Genomic DNA, 19,243 nt, shown 5'->3' on the forward strand with positions numbered 1-19,243 from the left:
CCTTACATTTGACCCTTTAATTCCATGACAGTGTCACGCAAAGCTGCTGCCTTTTCGAAATCAAGTTTAGCAGCTGCATGTTTCATTTCCTTGGTCAATGTTTCAATCATTTGTTTTTGATCCTTCTTAGATAGCTTTTGGAAGTCTGATTCAACAAATGATTGATTTTCTGAAGAATCGTCGTTCTTATTATTATCGTAACTAATAAGGTCTCTAATTGGCTTCTTGATGGTATGTGGTGTAATACCATGATCTTCGTTGTATTTCTTTTGAATACTTCTTCTTCTAGCAGTTTCATCAATCGCTTTTTGCATTGAATCAGTCCTGTTATCTGCATACATAATAACCGCACCATTTTCATTTCTAGCGGCACGACCAATTGTTTGAATTAAGGAACGTTCATTTCTTAGGAAACCTTCCTTGTCAGCATCTAAGATAGCAACCAATGATACTTCAGGAACGTCGATTCCTTCTCTTAGAAGGTTAATACCTACCAATACATCGTATTTTCCTAAACGAAGGTCACGAATAATCTTAGTACGTTCCAAGGTCTTAACATCAGAGTGTAAGTATGCCACCTTTATTCCAAGATCCTTTAGATAATCGGTTAAATCTTCAGACATTTTCTTGGTCAAGGTAGTTACAAACGTTCTTTCATTCTTAGAAATTCTTTCGTTAATTTCACCAACCAAATCATCCATTTGCCCCATGATTGGACGTACTTCCACAGTTGGATCCAATAGTCCAGTTGGACGAATAATTTGTTGAACAATGTTCTTTTCAGCAGTTTCTTCTAATTCACGTGGACCTGGAGTTGCTGACATGTAGATTGCTTGATTAACACGTTCTTTGAACTCAGGCATCTTCAATGGACGATTATCCAATGCACTTGGCAATCTGAATCCATATTCAATCAAACGCTCTTTTCTGGCCTTATCACCGTTGTACATCCCACCTACTTGTGGCAATGTTTGGTGAGATTCGTCGACCACTAACAAGTAATCGTCGGGGAAGAAGTCCAGTAATGTGTATGGAGCCTCACCAGGTTTTCTGTTATCCATGTATCTAGAATAATTTTCAATCCCGTTTGTATATCCCATTTCGGCCATCATTTCGATATCGTAAGTAGTACGTTGCTTCAAACGTTGTGCTTCTAGTAACTTACCTTCTTTTTCAAATTCGGCAACTTGTTCCTTCATTTCTTCCTTTATGCCCTTCAAAGCGTGATCCATGTTTTGATCATCGGTCAAGAAGTGGGTCGCTGGAAAAATGATGATGTCGTCTTTTTTGCCGATAAATTCGCCAGTTAATGTATCGATTTCTTTGATTGAATCAATTTCGTCACCAAAAAACTCTACTCGATATGCATGTTGATCCCCAGAAGCAGGGAAAATATCGACAACATCTCCATGAACTCTAAAACGACCACGTTGGAAATCAATATCATTTCTATCAAACTGAATTTCGACTAACTTTCTTAGTAATTCATCTCTTTCAATTTGTTGTCCAACACTCAATGGAATCGTGTGTTTATAGTATTCCTTAGGACTACCTAGTCCGAAGATTGATGAAACTGAGGCAACGATAATCACATCATTTCTGGTAAGCAAAGAATTAGTAGCCGCATGTCGAAGCTTATCAATTTCATCATTGATAGAAGAATCTTTTTCAATGTAAGTATCGCTTGATGGAACATAAGCCTCAGGTTGATAGTAATCATAATAACTGACGAAGTATTCAACCGCGTTGTTAGGGAAGAATTCCTTAAACTCACTGTATAGCTGGCCAGCAAGTGTCTTATTATGAGATAAAATCAATGTGGGTTTATTAACATTTTTAATCACATTAGAAATTGTAAAAGTCTTACCAGTCCCAGTAGCACCTAATAAGATTTGGTTCTTTTGACCATCTAAAATACCCTTAGTTAATTTACTAATTGCTTCAGGTTGGTCTCCCGTAGGTTTGTATTTTGAAACTAAATCAAATTTATTATTCTCTTCACGTTTTATTTCCAAACAAAGTCCTCCTTTGTTTTTAACTCGGAGCTCTATGCTCATTCACTGTAGTTTAATAATATTCTAACATACGAACAAACTTTCTAAAACTAATGTTCTCCTTATAGGCACAAAAAAGACTGGTCATTTGACCAGTCTTTTTTATCACACTTTTTAGTGTAATGAAGATACGTATTCGAATGCATTTTGACCAGCAATACCACCGTCACCAACAGCAGTAGTTACTTGTCTTAATTCTTTTTCACGCACGTCACCAATAGCAAAGATACCCTTTACTGAAGTTTCCATACGTTCATTTGTCTTGATCCAACCTTTTTCGTCAGTAATGTTTAAGTTACTGAAAGGTTCAGTCATTGGGTTGTTACCAACATAAATGAAGACACCTGAAGCAGCAATTTCGCCTTCTTCATTAGTCTTGTTGTTGATAGTCTTAACACCAGTAACCTTCATATTGTCTCCAACAATTTCAGTTACGTTAGTGTCCCAAATAAATTCAATCTTATCATTAGCAAATGCACGATCTTGAATAACCTTTTGTGCACGTAATTGATCACGACGGTGAATGACAGTAACTTTTGAAGCTAATCCCGCAAGATATAGTGCTTCAGAAATAGCTGAATCTCCACCACCAACAACTACCACTTCACGGTTCTTGAAAAATGCCCCATCACATACGGCACAGTATGAGACACCTCTTCCACCATATTCGTCTTCGCCAGGAACTCCCAGCTTTCTATATTGTGAACCTGTACCAATAATAACGGCAGATGCTTCATAACTACCTTGGTCAGTATTAACAATCTTTGAATCACCTTTATCTTCGATTGATTCAACTGTTCCATATTCATACTTGGCACCAAAGTTTGTGGAACTCTCATACATTTCTTTTGCTAAATCTGGACCTAAGATTGACTTGAATCCTGGGTAGTTTTCGATTTCAGCAGTGTTGTTCATTTGACCACCATAGATACCACGGTCAATCATCATTACTGATAAATTTGCACGAGAAGCATATAGTGCAGATGTCATTCCACCAGGTCCTGCACCAATAATAATTACGTCATACTTTTCCATAATTAAGCTCCCCCTTTCATTGAATTAATATATGATACTTTACTATCATATAAAACATTTGTCCATTAATTTGCACACAAACTAATTTTAATCTAACTTCTTAGCTAAGTCCTTAATGTATTGTTTTAATTCATCAGAAACTTCAGGGTGTTTTAGACCAAATTCGATGTTAGTTTGTAACCAACCGAACTTGTTACCAGTGTCGTATCTGTCACCCTTGAATTCATGAGCATATACTTTACCCTTTTTGTTTAAAGTATCGATGGCATCTGTCAATTGAATTTCGTTACCTTTACCAGGCTTGGTGTTTTCTAGAATGTCAAAAATGTCAGCAGTTAATAGGTAACGACCGATAATTGCTAAATCACTTGGGGCATCTTCAGGTTTTGGCTTTTCAACAAAATTAGTAACATCGTATAGACCATCTCTAACCTCTTTAGATGGATTGATAACACCATATTTTGATGTATCTTCATGAGGAACCTTCATAACAGCAAGTGTTGATGAACCTGTTTCTTCATAACTATCAATTAATTGCTTAGTTAATGGTGTTTTGTCTGTCATCAAATCATCACCTAGCATGATAACAAATGGATCTTCACCAACGAAACTCTTGGCAGTATGAACAGCATCACCTAGACCATTAGGATGTTCTTGACGTTTGAAATAAATGTTCAAACCATTGGTTTCTCTAACAGCCTTTAGCATTGCATCTTTACCTTTTGATTCAAGGTTAAATTCAAGTTCAGTGTTTGAATCAAAATGATCTTCAATAGCACGTTTACCCTTACCAATAATAATTAAAATGTCAGTAATTCCTGATGCAATCGCTTCTTCAACGATTAATTGAATAGCTGGCTTGTCAACTACTGGTAGCATTTCTTTTGGCATTGCCTTAGTTTCTGGTAAGAATCTAGTTCCTAAACCTGCTGCTGGGATAATTGCTTTTCTGATTTTCTTCATGAATATAAACTCCTATTTTATCATTTTTACTATTTCTTAAATATTAATCTAATTCAGCTCTACCCTTACGGTGCATTAATTGAGAAATTGCATCATCAATTGTAATTTCCTTGTGTAGTACCTTGTAGATTGCTGAAGTAATTGGCATGTCAATACCACGTTGATTGGCTAGTTCATATGCAGCTTCTGCAGTTGCGATACCTTCAATAACCATCCCCATATTCTTAACGATATCATCTAAAGTTTCTCCCTTACCTAGTTGATATCCTGCACGCCAGTTACGTGAATCACTACTTGTTGCAGTAACAATCACATCACCAAATCCTGATAGACCTGTAAATGTTAATGGATTAGCACCAAATGATGTTCCCAAACGAGAAATTTCAGCAAGTCCACGTGTCATCAATGCTGCCTTAGCATTGTCAGCATATCCTAAACCATAAAGTGCACCGGCACCAATAGCAATAATGTTCTTTAGAGCTGCACCAATTTCAACACCGATGATGTCGTCATTAGTATAAACTCTAAAGTAATCATTAATAAATAATGATTGAATATGTTCGGCATCCTTTATGTTTTCGGAAGCAGTAGTTACCAAAGTAATATCGTGTTTAGCAACTGATTCTGCTTGACTAGGACCTGAAATAACTGAAATTGACTTACGGTGACTTTCATCGATTTCATCAGCTAAAACTTCTGACATACGTTTGTAAGTCTTTTGTTCAATTCCTTTACTACCATGAATAATATTTACTTTCATGTCTAGTTCATCTAGGATTTCGTTCACTTGTTTTGCAGTACTTCTGGTGACTTGTGCTGGAACAACGAATAAAATATCATCAACGCCTCTAATTGCTTCCTTCATATCAGCGTAGGCAACTAGTTCTTTTGGATATGTAAAATCTTTGATATATTTTTCGTTTGTGTGTTTATTGTTTAGTTCATCAACTTGTGATTGTTTATATGACCATAAACGCACTTCATTACCATTTTCAACTAAAATATTAGCAAGCATACTGCCCCATGAGCCTGCTCCCAATACTGCGATTTTTTCTACCATAATAAATATAGCTCCTTAAAATTATTGTAACTTGCTACCATCCAGGTAGTAAGGTAAATCAGAATCTTTTTTGCGACGATAGATCATTAATCCGATTGCTCCTACGAATAAAATAATCGATAATAATTGTGAAACTCTAATTCCACCAAATAACATTAAGCTATCTGTTCTCATTCCTTCTACGAAGAATCTACCGAATGAGTACCAAATAACGTAGGATAATACCACTTCACCACGTTTGAAGAATCCCTGAATTTGACGAATATTCATCAATAGAACAAATCCTAACAAGTCCCATAGTGATTCGTACAAGAATGTTGGTTGGCGATAAAATCCCTGAATATACATTTGATTGATAATGAAATTTGGTAAGTGTAATGACTTCAAGAATGCTAAGCTGGTAATCTTACCAAAAGCTTCTTGGTTCATAAAGTTCCCCCATCTACCAATTCCTTGACCCATAATCACAGTTGGTGCAATTACATCAAGCATTGCCCATACTGAGATTAACTTACTTCTGCAATATAAGAATACCACTACAAATGCACCAATCAATGCACCATAAATGGCAATGCCTCCATCCCAGATTTTAATAATCTCATTTAAATGTTGGCTATAGTATGACCATTGAAATACAACATAATAAATACGGGCACAAATAATTGCTACTGGCAAAGCCCATAGAATCATATCGTAAATATTATCTGGTTGAATCCCACGTTTTGTTCCTTCCTTAACTGACAAATAAACGGCAATTAATACTGCTGTAGCAATAAAAATACCGTACCAGTGAACTAAGATAGGTCCCAATTTAAACGCAATTGGATTTAACGCAATTGACATTGTATTCACTTCCCAAAAAGAGGATTATTTTTTGTTACCTGAATTTTCTTTAATTAAACTATTTAGATTATCATCAAATACCTTTGTAGCATCATAGCCCATCTTCTTAGCACGGTAGTTCATAGCTGCCGCTTCAATAATAATAGCTAAGTTACGACCCGTCTTAACTGGAATGCTTACTCTTTGCACATCAACGTCAAAGATACGGCGAGTTTCATCGCCATTACCTAATCTATCATATGGAGTATCATCCGACCAGTTTTCTAAATGAACAATCAGGTCAACCTTAGTTTGTGAACGAACAGCACCGGCACCGAATAAGTTCATTACATCGATAATCCCAATACCTCTAATCTCTAGTAAGTGTCTTAGAATCATTGGAGCTTGACCAATTAAAGTTTGTTCATCTTGTTGATATACTTCAACACGATCGTCGGCAATTAATCTATGGCCACGTTTAACAAGTTCAAGGGCAGTTTCACTCTTACCAATTCCAGAGTCCCCTGTCATTAGTACCCCTAACCCATATACGTCAATTAGCACACCATGAATTGATTTTCTTTCAGCTAATTTACCTTCCAGGTAGTTAGTCATGTTACTTAGTACTCGAGAAGTCGTTAGCTTAGAACCCAACACTGGAATATGTTGGTTCTTAGCAGCACGAATTAATTCGTCAGGTGGATCTAGTTGTGTTGAAATAACAAATGCTGGTGTTTCTGGTAAACACATTTTCTTCATTACATCAAAAAGTTCGTTGCTATCCATGCCCTTAGCATAAGATGTTTCTGTAATACCAAGCAATTGAATTCTCTTTGATGGATAATAGTTAAAGTATCCTGTTAATTCCAAACCAGGGCGTGAAATATCGCTCGTGGTAATTGGTCGATCTAAATACTCCTCACCATAGAAAATATCTAGGTGGGTATTTTCAACAAGATCTGAGACCGTTACACTGTATGCCATAGCCTTTCCTCCAAATTCATCATAAAACAAGTTTATCATGTTATTAGATGTTTTTAAAATTTTTTTAGTAGTCTGACAATATAACGTTACAAATTGACATAATCAATGCAACAATCACTGCCATTCCAAATGAAGCAAAATGAAAAGTATTGCCTACCACGAAAGATGTTAATTCCAGCATAATACCATTTAGAATAATACTGAATAGACCTAAAGTTACCAAGTTGATTGGTAAGGATAATATAAACAATACTGGTTTCACTAATGCATTTAAAATCGCTAAAACAATCGCTGCAACAATTGCTGTTTCAAATGAAGCAACGTAAAAACTTCCTTGAAAGAAACCGGCAATCGCAATAAATAGCAATGTGTTAATCAATATTCTGCCTAACACTCTCATGGTGTCACCTCTTATTTATCATTAAATTCATCAACGTCAGTTAAATTGCGTCGATTTTTCTTATCATTGGTATGTCCACCGCCATAAACGTTGGGGTTAGCCGGAACAATTACTAAACAAATTACATAAAGCAATATTCCGCCAATTAGATGGCCCGGAACAATAGTTAGAACTACGAAAATAATTCTTAAAAGTTGAGAGTTAATATGGAAATATTCGGCAATTCCACCTAATAATCCTGTTAATAATCGATCTGATTGAGAACGGTAAATTTTAGTCATCATAAAACCTCCTCGTTAAATGACATTTTAAATAATGTTTATTAAATCAATCTTAAGTTACTTTTCTTTAATAACAACTACACCTAATTCATTTGGTGAGTCACTGTAAATGGCACTTTCCATAATTTTAATACGATCTTTTCGATTCAATACCTTCAATCGACAAAATGTTGGTGAAGTCAAAGTGGCCTTGTAAAAATCGTCTTCGGTGCTTACTTTTATATTGTTAACCTCAACGATTAAATCACCTAGTTCAACACCCATCTTTTCAGCTGGTGTGTCCTCTCTAACCGCAATTACTCTAAGACCATTAACTGCATCTGAAAACCACTTATCCCTATTGCTATCTCTGTGCTTAGTTCTTATTAAAACTAGTAGATATAAAGCTGCCATCACTGCCATTGAAATTAATTCAATGTTTTTAACACCATTTAATAAATAAGTTGTAACCACTAGAATAATACCTAAAACCGTTAACCATAACAATTCATTAGATAATTTTTTGAAAAATTCTTTTGGAATTGATTTAAAAATAGTGAATCTAATTCCAATCAATACTGGCAGAATAAAGATTGTGAATTGATGATGTCCCGTTGAAAATACTGGCCACCAACTAATCAATGTGTGAATTTGATCACCTGGTACTAATACTACAATTGGTAGAATTGAAAATTCCTTATTTAAGTAACCAGCAACTTTGTTACCACGTTGGTTTTTGAAAATCTTTGGTGATTGATAGTTTCCTAAGAACATCTTCATATACAATGCGGAAACAAAGAATACCATAACTAATAGCAACAATACGTTGGACAATGAGGTATCTGAAGTATTGATTTCTCCCGTGTTAACATACGTAAATAAGTCAAACTTATATATTACAAACGTTAATGCAGTCGCAATTACCAGGTTTAACACCGTAAAAAATTGACCTGGGATAATGATTAAGTTAATTAGTAACAATACTTCATAGATAATGATCCAAGGAAGTGATAGATAAATTCCTAAAATCATTGAAATAATGCTTCCCACAATTCCAAGAATAATAAAACTTAGCCAAAAATGTTTCATTTCAAAATCATTTGGTGAAATGGAAGTGTTAAAGTCGTTTCTTTCACGTTTAATACGTCTACGGTAGATAATGTAATTTCTTAATATTCCCAACCATAATACTGGCTGAATAAATATTAATAATGTCATCCATAAATTATTCATTTAAATTCCCCTATTCTGGATTTCTTTTGCTTAGTTTCCATTGTAAGTAAGCATTGATGAATGGATTAAGATCCCCATCCATCACGTCTTGTGCCTTCGCAGTTTCATAATTTGTTCGATGATCTTTAACCATTGAGTATGGATGGAAAACATAAGATCTAATTTGCGAACCCCAACCAATCTCTTTTTGTTCACCTTCTAGTTGTGCCTTTTGTTGTTCCTTCTTTTCTTCTTCTAATTCATAAAGTTTGGACTTCAACATGTTCATGGCCGTTTCTCTATTTTGTAGTTGTGAACGTTGAGCTTGACTAGCAACAACAATCCCAGTAGGTTCATGCGTAATACGAACTGCTGAAGATGTCTTGTTAACGTGTTGTCCACCGGCACCACTTGCACGATAAACGTCAATTCGTAAGTCAGCAGGATTAATCTCGATATCGACAGTGTCATCTAGTTCTGGCATTACATCGACAGAAGCAAAAGATGTGTGACGACGTCCTGCAGAATCAAATGGTGAGATTCTAACTAATCGGTGAACACCCTTTTCGGATTTTAGGTATCCGTAAGCATTTTCACCACTAACCATAATGGTAGCTGTATCAATACCAGCCACTTCACCAGCTTGGTAGTTCAATGTTTCTAGCTTGAAACCATTTTGATCAGCCCATCTAGTATACATTCTAAATAGCATCATGCCCCAATCGTGTGATTCGGTTCCACCAGCTCCTGGGTGAATTTCTAGAATTGCATTGTTGACATCATATTTACCATTTAGCAACATCCCTAATCTGTACTTTTCAAGATGTGACTTTGTTTGTGCCAAAGATTCCTCAAATTCTTCCATCATCGAATCATCGTTTTCTTCTTCAATTAATTCTAGGTTAACTTCTAGGTCCTCAACTTCTTCATTTAGTTCATTAAAATTATCGTATTTTTTCTTTAAACGATTATTTTCATTTATAAAGCTTTGTGCTGTTTCGGGATTATCCCAGAATCCAGGTTCGGCCATTTTGGCTTCATTAATTTCAATGCTTTCTTGAAGGGAATCTAAGTCAAAGAGACCCCCTAAAGCCCTGGATGGCTTTTTTGATTTGACTTATTTCATTTTTAGCATCAGCTAGTTCCATTTTTACTCTCCTTACCAAAAAAGCGAAGTGAACTTATGTTCATCTTCGCTTTATTATTATCTTTCGATGTTTTGTCTGATTTCAGCTTTCATGAACAATCTTGTGGCATCATAATCAATATCTGAGACCATCTCTTCAAACATTTGATAACCTTCACGTTGGTATTCAACTAATGGGTTCAATTGACCATAACCTCTTAAACCAATTGATTGTCTTAATTGGTCCATTTCATCAATATGATCAGTCCAGTGAGAATCTACAACTCTTAATAAAACAACCTTTTCAAATTCTAGCATTTGTTCTGGGTCATATAGTTGTTCTTCTTTTTCCTTGTAAACTTTTTCAGATAATTCAACCAAGAAGTTCTTGATTTCATCAGCCGACTTATCCTCTAAGTCAGATAGGCTAATCATATCAGGACTAACAAGTGCACTAATAGCAAAGTCTAGGATTGTACTTAGATCCCAATCTTTCTTGTCACCTTGAGTGTGTAAGTTAACAATACGGTTGATTGTTCTCTTAATCATTGGTTTCATAACCCAATCTAATGATTTATCTTCGGTGATTACTTGGTATCTTTCATTGTAGATAACGCTACGTTGTTGTCTCATAACGTCATCGTATTGTAGAACTTGTTTTCTTGAATCGTAGTTATTACCTTCAACACGTTTTTGTGCTGATTCAACTTGCTTGGTGATTAAACGACTCTTGATAACAGCAGAGTCACCATCAACCTTCATTCTTTCCAAGAAGTTCTTAATCTTATCAGAGCCAAAACGACGCATTAAGTCATCCTCTAGTGATAAGTAGAATTGTGATAGACCTGGATCACCTTGACGTCCTGAACGTCCACGTAATTGGTTATCGATACGTCTTGATTCGTGTCTTTCAGTACCAATAACAGCAAGTCCACCTAATTCAACAACACCCGGTCCCAATTTAATATCAGTACCACGACCAGCCATGTTAGTAGCGATAGTTACCGCACCTTTTTGACCAGCATTTGCAACGATTTCAGCTTCTTTAGCATGGTTCTTAGCATTTAGCACTTCGTGGTTAATACCAGCATCATCTAAGCGTTTTGAAATGTATTCTGAAGTTTCAACGGCAACAGTACCAATTAGGATTGGTTGGCCATTGGCGTGTAATTCTTTAATTTCATCAACTACAGCATCGAATTTTGATTGTAGAGTTGGGTACAACAAGTCAGGTTCATCAACTCTGGCAACCGGTCTGTTGGTTGGAATGGAAATAACATCCATGTTATAAATTTCTCTAAATTCATCAGCTTCAGTCTTAGCTGTACCTGTCATTCCGGCAAGTTTACTGTACATTCTGAATAAGTTTTGGTAAGTAATGTTGGCCATTGTCTTACTTTCTTCTTGAATGGTTACTCCTTCTTTAGCCTCAATAGCTTGGTGTAATCCATCAGAGAAACGACGTCCATCCATAATACGACCAGTAAATGAATCAACGATAAGTACTTCGTCATCAGAAACAACGTAATCCTTATCCTTAATCATAATAAAGTTGGCACGCAATGCTTCATCAATATGGTGAGTCAATGCAGTATTATCAGTGTCATACAAATTCTTTAAGTTGAAGTACTTTTCAGCTTTTTCAATACCTTGGTCATTTAAAGAAACAGTCTTTGATTCTAGGTCAATCTTAAAATCGTCTTTTTCCTTCAATGTCTTAGCAAATTGATCAGCTTGCATGTATAGTTCTGAAGAACCTTTGGCTTGTCCTGAAATAATCAATGGAGTTCTGGCTTCATCAATCAAGATGGAGTCAACTTCATCGACAATGGCAAAGTTCAATGGTCTTTGAACCATATCTTCTTTGTAGACAACCATGTTATCACGTAAGTAATCAAAACCGATTTCACTATTAGTTGAGTAAGTAATATCAGCATTGTATGCTTCACGTTTTTCTTCTGGACTCTTTTCAGTTAAGTTAACACCTACTGATAATCCTAACCAGTTGTATAGTTCACCCATTTGTTCAGCATCACGTTGAGATAGGTATTCGTTAACAGTAATAACATGAACACCTTTACCAGCTAATGCATTTAGGTAAACTGGCATTGTCGCAGTCAAAGTCTTACCTTCACCAGTCTTCATTTCTGAAATGTTACCTTCATGTAGCACAATTCCACCCATGATTTGGACATGGAAAGGAGTCAACCCTAATACACGAGTAGCACCCTCTCTGGCAACTGCAAATGCTTCTGGTAGTAAGTCATCAAGAGTTTCCCCATCTTGATAACGTTGTTGAAATTCTGGGGTTTTAGCTTTTAGTTCGTCATCACTTAGTTTGCTGATTTCATCGGCATAAGATTCAACCTTATCAGCTAGCTTGCTAAGTCTTTTAACTTCACGCTTGTCGCTTTCGACCCATTTTCTTAAAATGTTAGCCATTTGTTTATTTTCCTTCCGTGAATTAGTTTTTAATGTTTTATTCGCTTTATATAAATTCTATCTTTCTTATTCTAACATTTAATTATCATTTTTAAAAACAGATTATCTAATTCTTCTGAAAAAATATCCTTTGTATATATAAAATATCCCTTATCGACATAACGTCAGTCCTAAAACTTGCATCGCACCGTTTTTCTTCAAAACTTCCGCAGCATGTCTAATCGTTGTTCCAGTGGTATAAATATCATCTAACAACAATACTTTTTGATTAACTATTTTGGGTACTGATTCGTAGTTGATTGTGAAAACCTGTTTGTTGTGAATTCGTTGTTGACGGTTTAACGCAGACTGTCTCACCTTGCGCCTTTCCTTCACCTTTAATGCTTCTACGTATTTAATGTCTCCTAGGAGTCCGATAACTTGATTGAATCCACGATTAATTTTAGTTTCTGCACTAATCGGGATTGGTACCACTACGAAATCTTTTCTAATCTTTTTTCTAATCTCTTTTTGAAAAATCATCCGTAATTGATAGTCACCAACAAACTTATAGCGATGCATAAAATTTTTCATCGCTTCGTTATATTGAAAGATTGATCTATTCTCGAATTCATCACCTAATCTACACCATTTTTGACAATCAATACACATTCCAAGATTATCCATTTGACGACCACAAGATTTACATATCCTTGTTTCGTCAATGCGTACAAACTGATTCATACATTCAGCACAAACGTATTTTTTAGGTAATCTTTTAAAGCTCAATAAAAAAGAAAGTGATATGTCATACGTAATCACTTTTTTGCATAATAGGCAGCTATCCATTTAGTTTTTTCGCCTTCTTGTTCATATACTTGATTTGATTAATAGCACTTTGAATGGCCAGTGTGTTTTCTTCTGCTAAAAACAATACTTCGCCAGTCGGTCGATCAATTTTTCTCCCCACTCTTCCAGCTATCTGCACTAATGATGAAGTCGAGAATACCTCATCTTCAGCACCAAACACAATTACGTCGATTCCTGGAAATGTAACCCCTCTTTCCAAAATAGTAGTCGTTATTAGGAATTGTTTACGTCGTTCACGCATATCGGAAACCTTTTCCATTCTCCTGTCATCACTAGAAAAAACGGTCTCCCATTTACTATTATCAAAATGCTTAGACAAAATATCGCTAATTGGTTTTAAATCGGCAACACGTGGAACAAACAATAAAAAACGTTGGTTAGATTTAATTTTTTCGTCAATTTTATGTAGAAGTAATCTAGGCAACTTTCGTTTTTTTAAGTTATTTCGCCATTTTTTTGCGTACTTTAATTTAATCTCCGGTAATAGGTGACGATGAAAACGAATCGGCAAGTAACTGACGGATAGTTTGTTTGTCTTAATTTTTTTAGTCATTTCATTGGTCGGTGTTGCCGTTAAAAATAATTTGGCGCTATTTTTCTTCGTCGCATTTTCGACAGCAAAGTGCAGTCCTTGATTATTCACAAATGGAAAAGAATCCACCTCATCAATAATCAATACATCAAAGGCATGATAAAACCGTAGTAGCTGATGGGCAGTGCAAATCGTCAGTTGTGCATAATAATACGGCTGCGGATTTCGTCCGTGTAGGAGAATTATCGACGTATTGGCAAATGCCTCCTTAATTCGTGGATATAGTTCAACACATACATCCACACGTGGAGATGAAATGCACACTCGTTTCCCTTCTGTTATAGCTTTTGCGATTCCCTGAAATAACATCTCTGTCTTCCCCGCCCCGGTAACCGCCCACAGCAAATGTGTCTTATTTTTCTCAAAAACATTGATAATATCTTTTGAACATTTTTTCTGTTCATCAGTAAGCTGGCCATGCCAGGTTAAAACAGGATGTTTTATTTCAAAATTGTTGGGTTCGTCAGCATAAACCAACGGAATGCTTTTGGTTACTCTATCTAAATTAATGCAGACTGGACAATAATAGTTATTATTAGGAAGATTACAACAGTTTACGGGCGTTTTTTGTCCACATCGTTTACAATAGATAATGTTATTGTTAACCTTAATTGGAACGTATTTATGAACCATTGATTTATTTAGGAGACTCTTATCAACCATCGTGGCATTGATTTGTCTACCATATAATTCAGAAACATCTTTAATCATAATTATCACCATAATTAAGTACGCAAAAAAAGCTAAATTCTGAGGTGAAAACATCTAAATGGAAAAAGATTATCTCACAATTAAAGAAAATGGTGTCAACGAGATTGATATCAAAAAATCACAATTTATTTGTTCAATTGCTAGAGTATCTAACGAAGAAGAAGCGATTGCTTTTGTTAATAGTGTTAAAGAAGAACATAAAAAAGCCACTCATAACTGCCATGCCTATTTAATTGGCCAAGACGACTCCATTCAGCGGGCTAGCGATAATGGTGAGCCATCTGGAACTGCCGGTGTGCCAATTCTAGAGGCATTAAAAAACATCGGAGTCCACAACACTGCTGCTGTTGTCACTAGATACTTTGGTGGAATTAAATTGGGTGCTGGTGGCTTGATTCGTGCATATAGCAATGCTACCACCAAAGCAATCGAACATGTTGGAATCGTCAAAAAGATTTTACAAACAGAAATAACCATCGAAGTTGCCTATAACCTATTTGATCAATTAAATTATCATCTAGAGGAAAACGGCATTAACATCATCGATACTCAATATACTGACAAGGTATCAGTAATTGTTGCCATTGATAATCCAAAGGTTGAATCATTTAAGCAAAACGTGATTGATTTACTAAATGGTCGCGTTGAAATGCACGATGGCGATGAAAAATACTTTGAAGTTGATTATGATCCATACAAAAAAGAATGACCAAATGGTCATTCTTTTTTAATGATTATCTTTACTTGTGTTTTCTTTAACGACTTTTTTAATTGCGTTTAGTAATGGTTGTCTATCCTTACCCGCTAAACCAATTGATTCAACAAATAGCTCTAAACCTATTAGCGTTGCAATCGTTAGTAAAATGGACCCCCAAATAGTTGAAATTGGATATAGCAATGAAATGAATGAGAAAATCAAAGCAATTCCATAAATTACCAATACGGTTTGACGATGAGTCAAACCAATTTGCATCAAACGATGATGTAAATGTCGTTTGTCCGCATGCATAATTGGTTGTTTATTCAACATCCTACGTAGGATTGCGTAAATTGTATCGGTGATTGGCACACCCAAGATAATTACTGGAATAATTACCGTAATAAATGTTGCATTTTTCAATCCGTTCAATGAGAAAATTGAAATCATGAATCCGATGAACAACGAACCAGTATCACCTAAATAGATTCTAGCTGGGAAGAAGTTGTAAGGTAAAAATCCTAAACAAGCTGCAACTAATGCAAAAATCATAATTGAAACATAGACGTTTCCAACGTTTAGGAAAAAGAACCCGGTAATTCCCATGGTGGTCAAAGCAATAACTGCGACACCAGTTGCTAATCCATCCAAACCGTCAATTAAGTTAACGGCATTGGTTATTGCTAAAATCCAAATTAGAGTAATCGGCAAACTTAACCATCCTAAACTAAATGTTCCAATAAACGGTAAGGATACATTACTCATTTGAATATTACCGAAGAAAAAGACAATGATTGCTGCTAAACTAATCCCAAATACCTTTTGACGAGGTTTTAATACAATGATGTCATCGATTACCCCTGTAATAATGATAACCACTTGTCCTGCAAACATACCATAAAGTTGATGTGTTGGCATTTGTGACCTTAATAAAAACATTGTGGCAATTGTGTATGACACAAAGATTGCCAATCCTCCTAATGTTGGCATTGGAATTTTATTCATTCTTCGCTTATTTGGACTATCGATAGCTCCCCAGCGAAATGCTAACTTTCTAATAAACGGCGTTACAACAGCAGAAATTAACATTGTCGCGAAAAGAGAAACGATAATTTCGAATTTTAGCATAATCGTTATCCTTTCGTTTTATAATACTATTAATAAATTATACAAATGTAACAGATTAAAAACAAGGTTAAACAAAAAAAGGATTCCCAAAGAAATCCTTTTTTTATTACATCATTGGTCCCATTGAAGGGTTCATTGGATCTTTCTTTTCTTCTGGTAAGTTAGCAACCACAGCTTCAGTCGTTAATAATAATGCAGAAACAGAAGCGGCGTTTTGAAGAGCCGATCTTGATACCTTGGTTGGGTCAACAACCCCAGCTTTAACCATATCTTCGTATTCACCAGTAGCGGCATTGAAACCAATACCCATTTCCTTACCCTTTAGATGTTCAACAACGATTGAACCATCGATTCCGGCATTGTGGGCAATTTGTCTAACTGGAGCTTCTAGAGCACGTAAAACAATGTTTACACCGGTCTTTTCATCACCTTCAGCAGGAATTTCTTCTAAATCCTTTAAGATGTTGATGAATGCAGTTCCACCACCTGGAACAAAACCTTCCTCAACAGCGGCTCTAGTTGAATTCAATGCATCTTCAATTCTGTATTTACGTTCTTTTAGTTCAGTTTCAGTAGCTGCACCAACACGGATAACAGCAACACCACCGGCTAACTTAGCTAAACGTTCACGTAGTTTTTCTTTGTCGAATTCAGATGTAGTAGTTTCTAGTTGGTTCTTGATTTCTGCAACACGTGCAGCAAGTTGATCCTTGTCACCAGCACCTTGAACGATTGTAGTATCGTCCTTGGTAACGTTAACCTTGTTAGCTTGACCTAATTGATCAATGGTTACGTCCTTTAGGTTTAATCCTAAGTCATCAGTAACTAAAGTAGCTCCTGTAAGAACTGAAATATCTTGTAGTTGAGCCTTACGACGGTCACCAAATCCAGGAGCCTTAACAGCGACAACATTGAAAGTACCACGCATCTTGTTTAATACCAATGTTGGTAATGCTTCACCACCAATATCATCAGCGATGATTAGAAGTGAACGACCTTGTTCAACAACTGATTGTAGCACTGGTAAAATTTCTTGAATATTGTTGATCTTCTTATCAGTAACTAAAATGTATGGATTGTCTAAATCTGCTTGCATCTTGTCATTATCAGTAACCATGTATTGTGACATGTAACCACGATCAAATTGCATACCTTCTACAACGTCCATAGTTGTATTGACACCACGTGAATCTTCAACAGTAATAACACCATCGTTTCCAACCTTTTCCATTGCGTCAGCAATTAATTCTCCAACTTCTGGGTTAGCAGCTGAAATTGAAGCAATTTGAGCAATGTCGTTCTTGCTCTTAATTTCTTTTGACATCTTGTGTAGCTTTTCAACAGCTACTTCAGTCGCCTTTTCGATACCACGGCGAACCCCAACAGGGTTAGCACCGGCAGTAACATTCTTCATTCCTTCATTTACAATTGCTTGAGTTAATACAGTTGCAGTAGTGGTACCATCACCAGCAATATCATCAGTCTTTGATGCAACTTCTGATACTAACTTGGCACCCATGTTTTCAAAATGATTTGGTAGTTCAATTGACTTAGCAATTGTAACACCATCATTAGTAATGTTTGGTGTTCCTGTTGATTGTTCAACAACAACATTTCTACCCTTTGGTCCTAATGTAGTTTTTACAGTATTTGCAAGTTTATCAACACCTCTTAGCATTGAACGTCTTGCGTCTTCTGAGAATTTAACTTCCTTAGCCATTTTTTCACCTCATTAATAAATTCATTTTTTCTATTATTCAACTACTGCTAAAATATCGCTTTCTTTTAGCACTAAATATTTTTGGCCATCGTAATCTACTGAAGTACCTGCGTACTTGTCGTAAACAACTTCGTCACCCTTTTTAACTTCTGGTGCAACAGTTTGGCCATTGTCTAAAACTCTACCGTTTCCTACGGCAACAACTTTACCAGTTTGTGGCTTTTCTTTAGCATTATTAGCTAACACAATGCCTCCAACTGTTTCTTCTTTAGCTTCTTGTGCTTCAATAATTACACGATCACCTAATGGTTTTAACATTTTGCTTGACCTCACTTTGTTTTTTAATCTCTTTTATCAGTATTAGCAGTCATTTATTATAAGTGCTAATCACTATAAATAATATATTATTTTTTAGTTTTATATGCAAGAATTTAACTTTGGTAAACGATATAATTCTACAAAAAAAGATGGGCCAATGGCTCATCTTGCTTATTCTCCTTCATAGTGTTCAATGAAGTAAATTAAAGTTTGTAATTCGTTAGTTAAATCAACGTTTTGTACTCTAACATTTTTGGGAACTGATAAACGTTTTGAAGTAAAGTTCATGATACCCTTAGCTCCACCCTTTACAGCTTCGTCACATAGGTCTTGGACTACCGTTGCTGGAACAGTAAAAATAACTACTTCAATTTGTTGATCTCTTAATTGTTCTTGCAAGTCCTTAACATCATATACTGGTACACCACTTTGAACAGTGTTAATCATGTCGTCATGAATATCAAAGGCAGCCGAGATTCTTACGTTACTATCTTTGTGAAAATTAAAGTGTAGTAAGGCTTGACCTAAATTACCTAAACCGACTAATGCAACATTTGTTAAGTGATCTTGATTTAAAATCTTCTTGAAGAAGTCTAATAAATTATCAACTTCGTATCCATATCCACGTTTTCCAAGAGCTCCAAAATAAGATAAATCTCTTCTAATGGTTGCTGAATCAACTTGAACAGCTTCAGCAAAAGTACTAGAAGATATTCTTTTTATTTTTGCATCGTGTAAACCGCTAAGATATCGATAATACATAGGCAATCTTTTAGCCGTTGCCCTAGGAATTTTAATATCCAAAATGTTCCCTCCCGAATCTTTCATAACATTTATGTATTCTATCATAAAAATAAAGTTTGTGAAAAT

The 19,243-nt window shown here is 35.6% G+C and carries 18 protein-coding genes; 1 reads left to right on the plus strand and 17 read right to left on the minus strand.

The genetic code is table 11. The features are described 5' to 3' along the window. Positions 1–2: 2 nt before the first annotated feature. The 13 genes from uvrB to FD688_RS03740 form a co-directional block, all read right to left on the minus strand. A complete protein-coding gene (uvrB, locus tag FD688_RS03680) occupies positions 3–2,009 on the minus strand; it encodes an excinuclease ABC subunit UvrB (RefSeq protein ID WP_318530873.1) in 2,007 nt (668 codons plus the stop codon). A gap of 159 nt (positions 2,010–2,168) precedes the next feature. Beyond that, the gene (gene trxB / locus FD688_RS03685; protein WP_190242902.1) at positions 2,169–3,092 is read right to left on the minus strand and encodes a thioredoxin-disulfide reductase; all 924 of its coding nucleotides are present in this window, start codon (positions 3,090–3,092) and stop codon (positions 2,169–2,171) included. Positions 3,093–3,176: 84 nt separating this feature from the next. After that, on the minus strand, positions 3,177–4,052 hold the full coding sequence (galU, locus tag FD688_RS03690; RefSeq protein WP_138741839.1) for a UTP--glucose-1-phosphate uridylyltransferase GalU: 876 nt from the start codon (positions 4,050–4,052) through the stop codon (positions 3,177–3,179). A gap of 43 nt (positions 4,053–4,095) precedes the next feature. Next, positions 4,096–5,112, minus strand: coding sequence for an NAD(P)H-dependent glycerol-3-phosphate dehydrogenase (locus FD688_RS03695; RefSeq protein ID WP_138741840.1), 1,017 nt, complete (start codon positions 5,110–5,112; stop codon positions 4,096–4,098). 21 nt (positions 5,113–5,133) lie between these two features. Next, entirely contained in the window at positions 5,134–5,964 is an 831-nt protein-coding gene (gene lgt, locus FD688_RS03700) for a prolipoprotein diacylglyceryl transferase (RefSeq protein WP_412174674.1), read from the minus strand. A 15-nt stretch (positions 5,965–5,979) separates the two neighbouring features. Continuing rightward, positions 5,980–6,918 (minus strand): HPr(Ser) kinase/phosphatase, encoded by a 939-nt coding sequence (gene hprK / locus FD688_RS03705; RefSeq protein ID WP_138741842.1) that lies wholly within the window; start codon positions 6,916–6,918, stop codon positions 5,980–5,982. Between the two features lie 64 nt (positions 6,919–6,982). Then, complete coding sequence (locus FD688_RS03710) at positions 6,983–7,318, minus strand: phage holin family protein (protein ID WP_138741843.1); 336 nt, start codon at positions 7,316–7,318, stop codon at positions 6,983–6,985. Positions 7,319–7,329: 11 nt separating this feature from the next. Beyond that, the gene (locus tag FD688_RS03715) at positions 7,330–7,602 is read right to left on the minus strand and encodes a PspC domain-containing protein (RefSeq protein ID WP_138741844.1); all 273 of its coding nucleotides are present in this window, start codon (positions 7,600–7,602) and stop codon (positions 7,330–7,332) included. A gap of 54 nt (positions 7,603–7,656) precedes the next feature. Then, positions 7,657–8,811 carry a PDZ domain-containing protein gene (locus FD688_RS03720; protein ID WP_138741845.1) on the minus strand — a complete coding sequence of 385 codons (1,155 nt, stop codon included), beginning with the start codon at positions 8,809–8,811 and terminating at the stop codon, positions 7,657–7,659. 10 nt (positions 8,812–8,821) lie between these two features. Then, positions 8,822–9,938, minus strand: a protein-coding gene (gene prfB, locus FD688_RS03725) for a peptide chain release factor 2 (protein ID WP_138741846.1) whose coding sequence is annotated in 2 segments (ribosomal slippage) — positions 8,822–9,865 and positions 9,867–9,938 — 1,116 coding nt in all. Because the reading frame shifts where the segments join, the coding sequence is not laid out codon by codon here. A 56-nt stretch (positions 9,939–9,994) separates the two neighbouring features. After that, entirely contained in the window at positions 9,995–12,358 is a 2,364-nt protein-coding gene (gene secA, locus FD688_RS03730; RefSeq protein WP_138741847.1) for a preprotein translocase subunit SecA, read from the minus strand. A gap of 150 nt (positions 12,359–12,508) precedes the next feature. After that, positions 12,509–12,919, minus strand: coding sequence for a ComF family protein (locus FD688_RS07360; protein ID WP_190242900.1), 411 nt, complete (start codon positions 12,917–12,919; stop codon positions 12,509–12,511). Between the two features lie 259 nt (positions 12,920–13,178). Then, positions 13,179–14,510, minus strand: a complete 1,332-nt coding sequence (locus FD688_RS03740) for a DEAD/DEAH box helicase (protein ID WP_138741849.1) — start codon at positions 14,508–14,510, stop codon at positions 13,179–13,181. A 58-nt stretch (positions 14,511–14,568) separates the two neighbouring features. On the opposite strand from FD688_RS03740, the gene FD688_RS03745 reads away from it, so the two are divergent. Next, entirely contained in the window at positions 14,569–15,219 is a 651-nt protein-coding gene (locus tag FD688_RS03745; protein WP_138741850.1) for a YigZ family protein, read from the plus strand. Between the two features lie 18 nt (positions 15,220–15,237). Here the strand turns inward: FD688_RS03745 and FD688_RS03750 are convergent, their stop codons facing one another. The 4 genes from FD688_RS03750 to FD688_RS03765 all read right to left on the minus strand — a co-directional run bounded on the left by FD688_RS03750 (position 15,238) and on the right by FD688_RS03765 (position 19,180). Next, complete coding sequence (locus tag FD688_RS03750) at positions 15,238–16,335, minus strand: glycosyltransferase family 4 protein (protein ID WP_225426100.1); 1,098 nt, start codon at positions 16,333–16,335, stop codon at positions 15,238–15,240. Positions 16,336–16,441: 106 nt separating this feature from the next. Continuing rightward, positions 16,442–18,055 carry a chaperonin GroEL gene (groL, locus tag FD688_RS03755; RefSeq protein ID WP_138741851.1) on the minus strand — a complete coding sequence of 538 codons (1,614 nt, stop codon included), beginning with the start codon at positions 18,053–18,055 and terminating at the stop codon, positions 16,442–16,444. A gap of 33 nt (positions 18,056–18,088) precedes the next feature. Further along, positions 18,089–18,373, minus strand: coding sequence for a co-chaperone GroES (gene groES / locus FD688_RS03760; RefSeq protein WP_138741852.1), 285 nt, complete (start codon positions 18,371–18,373; stop codon positions 18,089–18,091). 171 nt (positions 18,374–18,544) lie between these two features. Next, complete coding sequence (locus FD688_RS03765) at positions 18,545–19,180, minus strand: redox-sensing transcriptional repressor Rex (RefSeq protein WP_034532012.1); 636 nt, start codon at positions 19,178–19,180, stop codon at positions 18,545–18,547. Between the last annotated feature and the right edge of the window lie 63 nt (positions 19,181–19,243).

Origin of the sequence: Apilactobacillus kunkeei (genome assembly GCF_005930975.1) — a bacterium.
In the GTDB taxonomy this organism is placed as follows: Bacteria; Bacillota; Bacilli; order Lactobacillales; family Lactobacillaceae; genus Apilactobacillus; species Apilactobacillus kunkeei_E.

What these genes read in the sequence shown, in the direction of transcription:
- FD688_RS07360 (WP_190242900.1), bottom strand. Translation starts at nt 12,919, where the DNA reads ATGCATCGCTATAAGTTTGTTGGTGACTATCAATTACGGATGATTTTT.
- FD688_RS03750 (WP_225426100.1), bottom strand. Translation starts at nt 16,335, where the DNA reads ATGCTAAAATTCGAAATTATCGTTTCTCTTTTCGCGACAATGTTAATT.
- FD688_RS03740 (WP_138741849.1), bottom strand. Translation starts at nt 14,510, where the DNA reads ATGATTAAAGATGTTTCTGAATTATATGGTAGACAAATCAATGCCACG.
- FD688_RS03745 (WP_138741850.1), top strand. Translation starts at nt 14,569, where the DNA reads ATGGAAAAAGATTATCTCACAATTAAAGAAAATGGTGTCAACGAGATT.
- groL (WP_138741851.1), bottom strand. Translation starts at nt 18,055, where the DNA reads ATGGCTAAGGAAGTTAAATTCTCAGAAGACGCAAGACGTTCAATGCTA.
- hprK (WP_138741842.1), bottom strand. Translation starts at nt 6,918, where the DNA reads ATGGCATACAGTGTAACGGTCTCAGATCTTGTTGAAAATACCCACCTA.
- FD688_RS03695 (WP_138741840.1), bottom strand. Translation starts at nt 5,112, where the DNA reads ATGGTAGAAAAAATCGCAGTATTGGGAGCAGGCTCATGGGGCAGTATG.
- FD688_RS03715 (WP_138741844.1), bottom strand. Translation starts at nt 7,602, where the DNA reads ATGATGACTAAAATTTACCGTTCTCAATCAGATCGATTATTAACAGGA.
- secA (WP_138741847.1), bottom strand. Translation starts at nt 12,358, where the DNA reads ATGGCTAACATTTTAAGAAAATGGGTCGAAAGCGACAAGCGTGAAGTT.
- galU (WP_138741839.1), bottom strand. Translation starts at nt 4,052, where the DNA reads ATGAAGAAAATCAGAAAAGCAATTATCCCAGCAGCAGGTTTAGGAACT.
- groES (WP_138741852.1), bottom strand. Translation starts at nt 18,373, where the DNA reads ATGTTAAAACCATTAGGTGATCGTGTAATTATTGAAGCACAAGAAGCT.
- FD688_RS03720 (WP_138741845.1), bottom strand. Translation starts at nt 8,811, where the DNA reads ATGAATAATTTATGGATGACATTATTAATATTTATTCAGCCAGTATTA.
- FD688_RS03710 (WP_138741843.1), bottom strand. Translation starts at nt 7,318, where the DNA reads ATGAGAGTGTTAGGCAGAATATTGATTAACACATTGCTATTTATTGCG.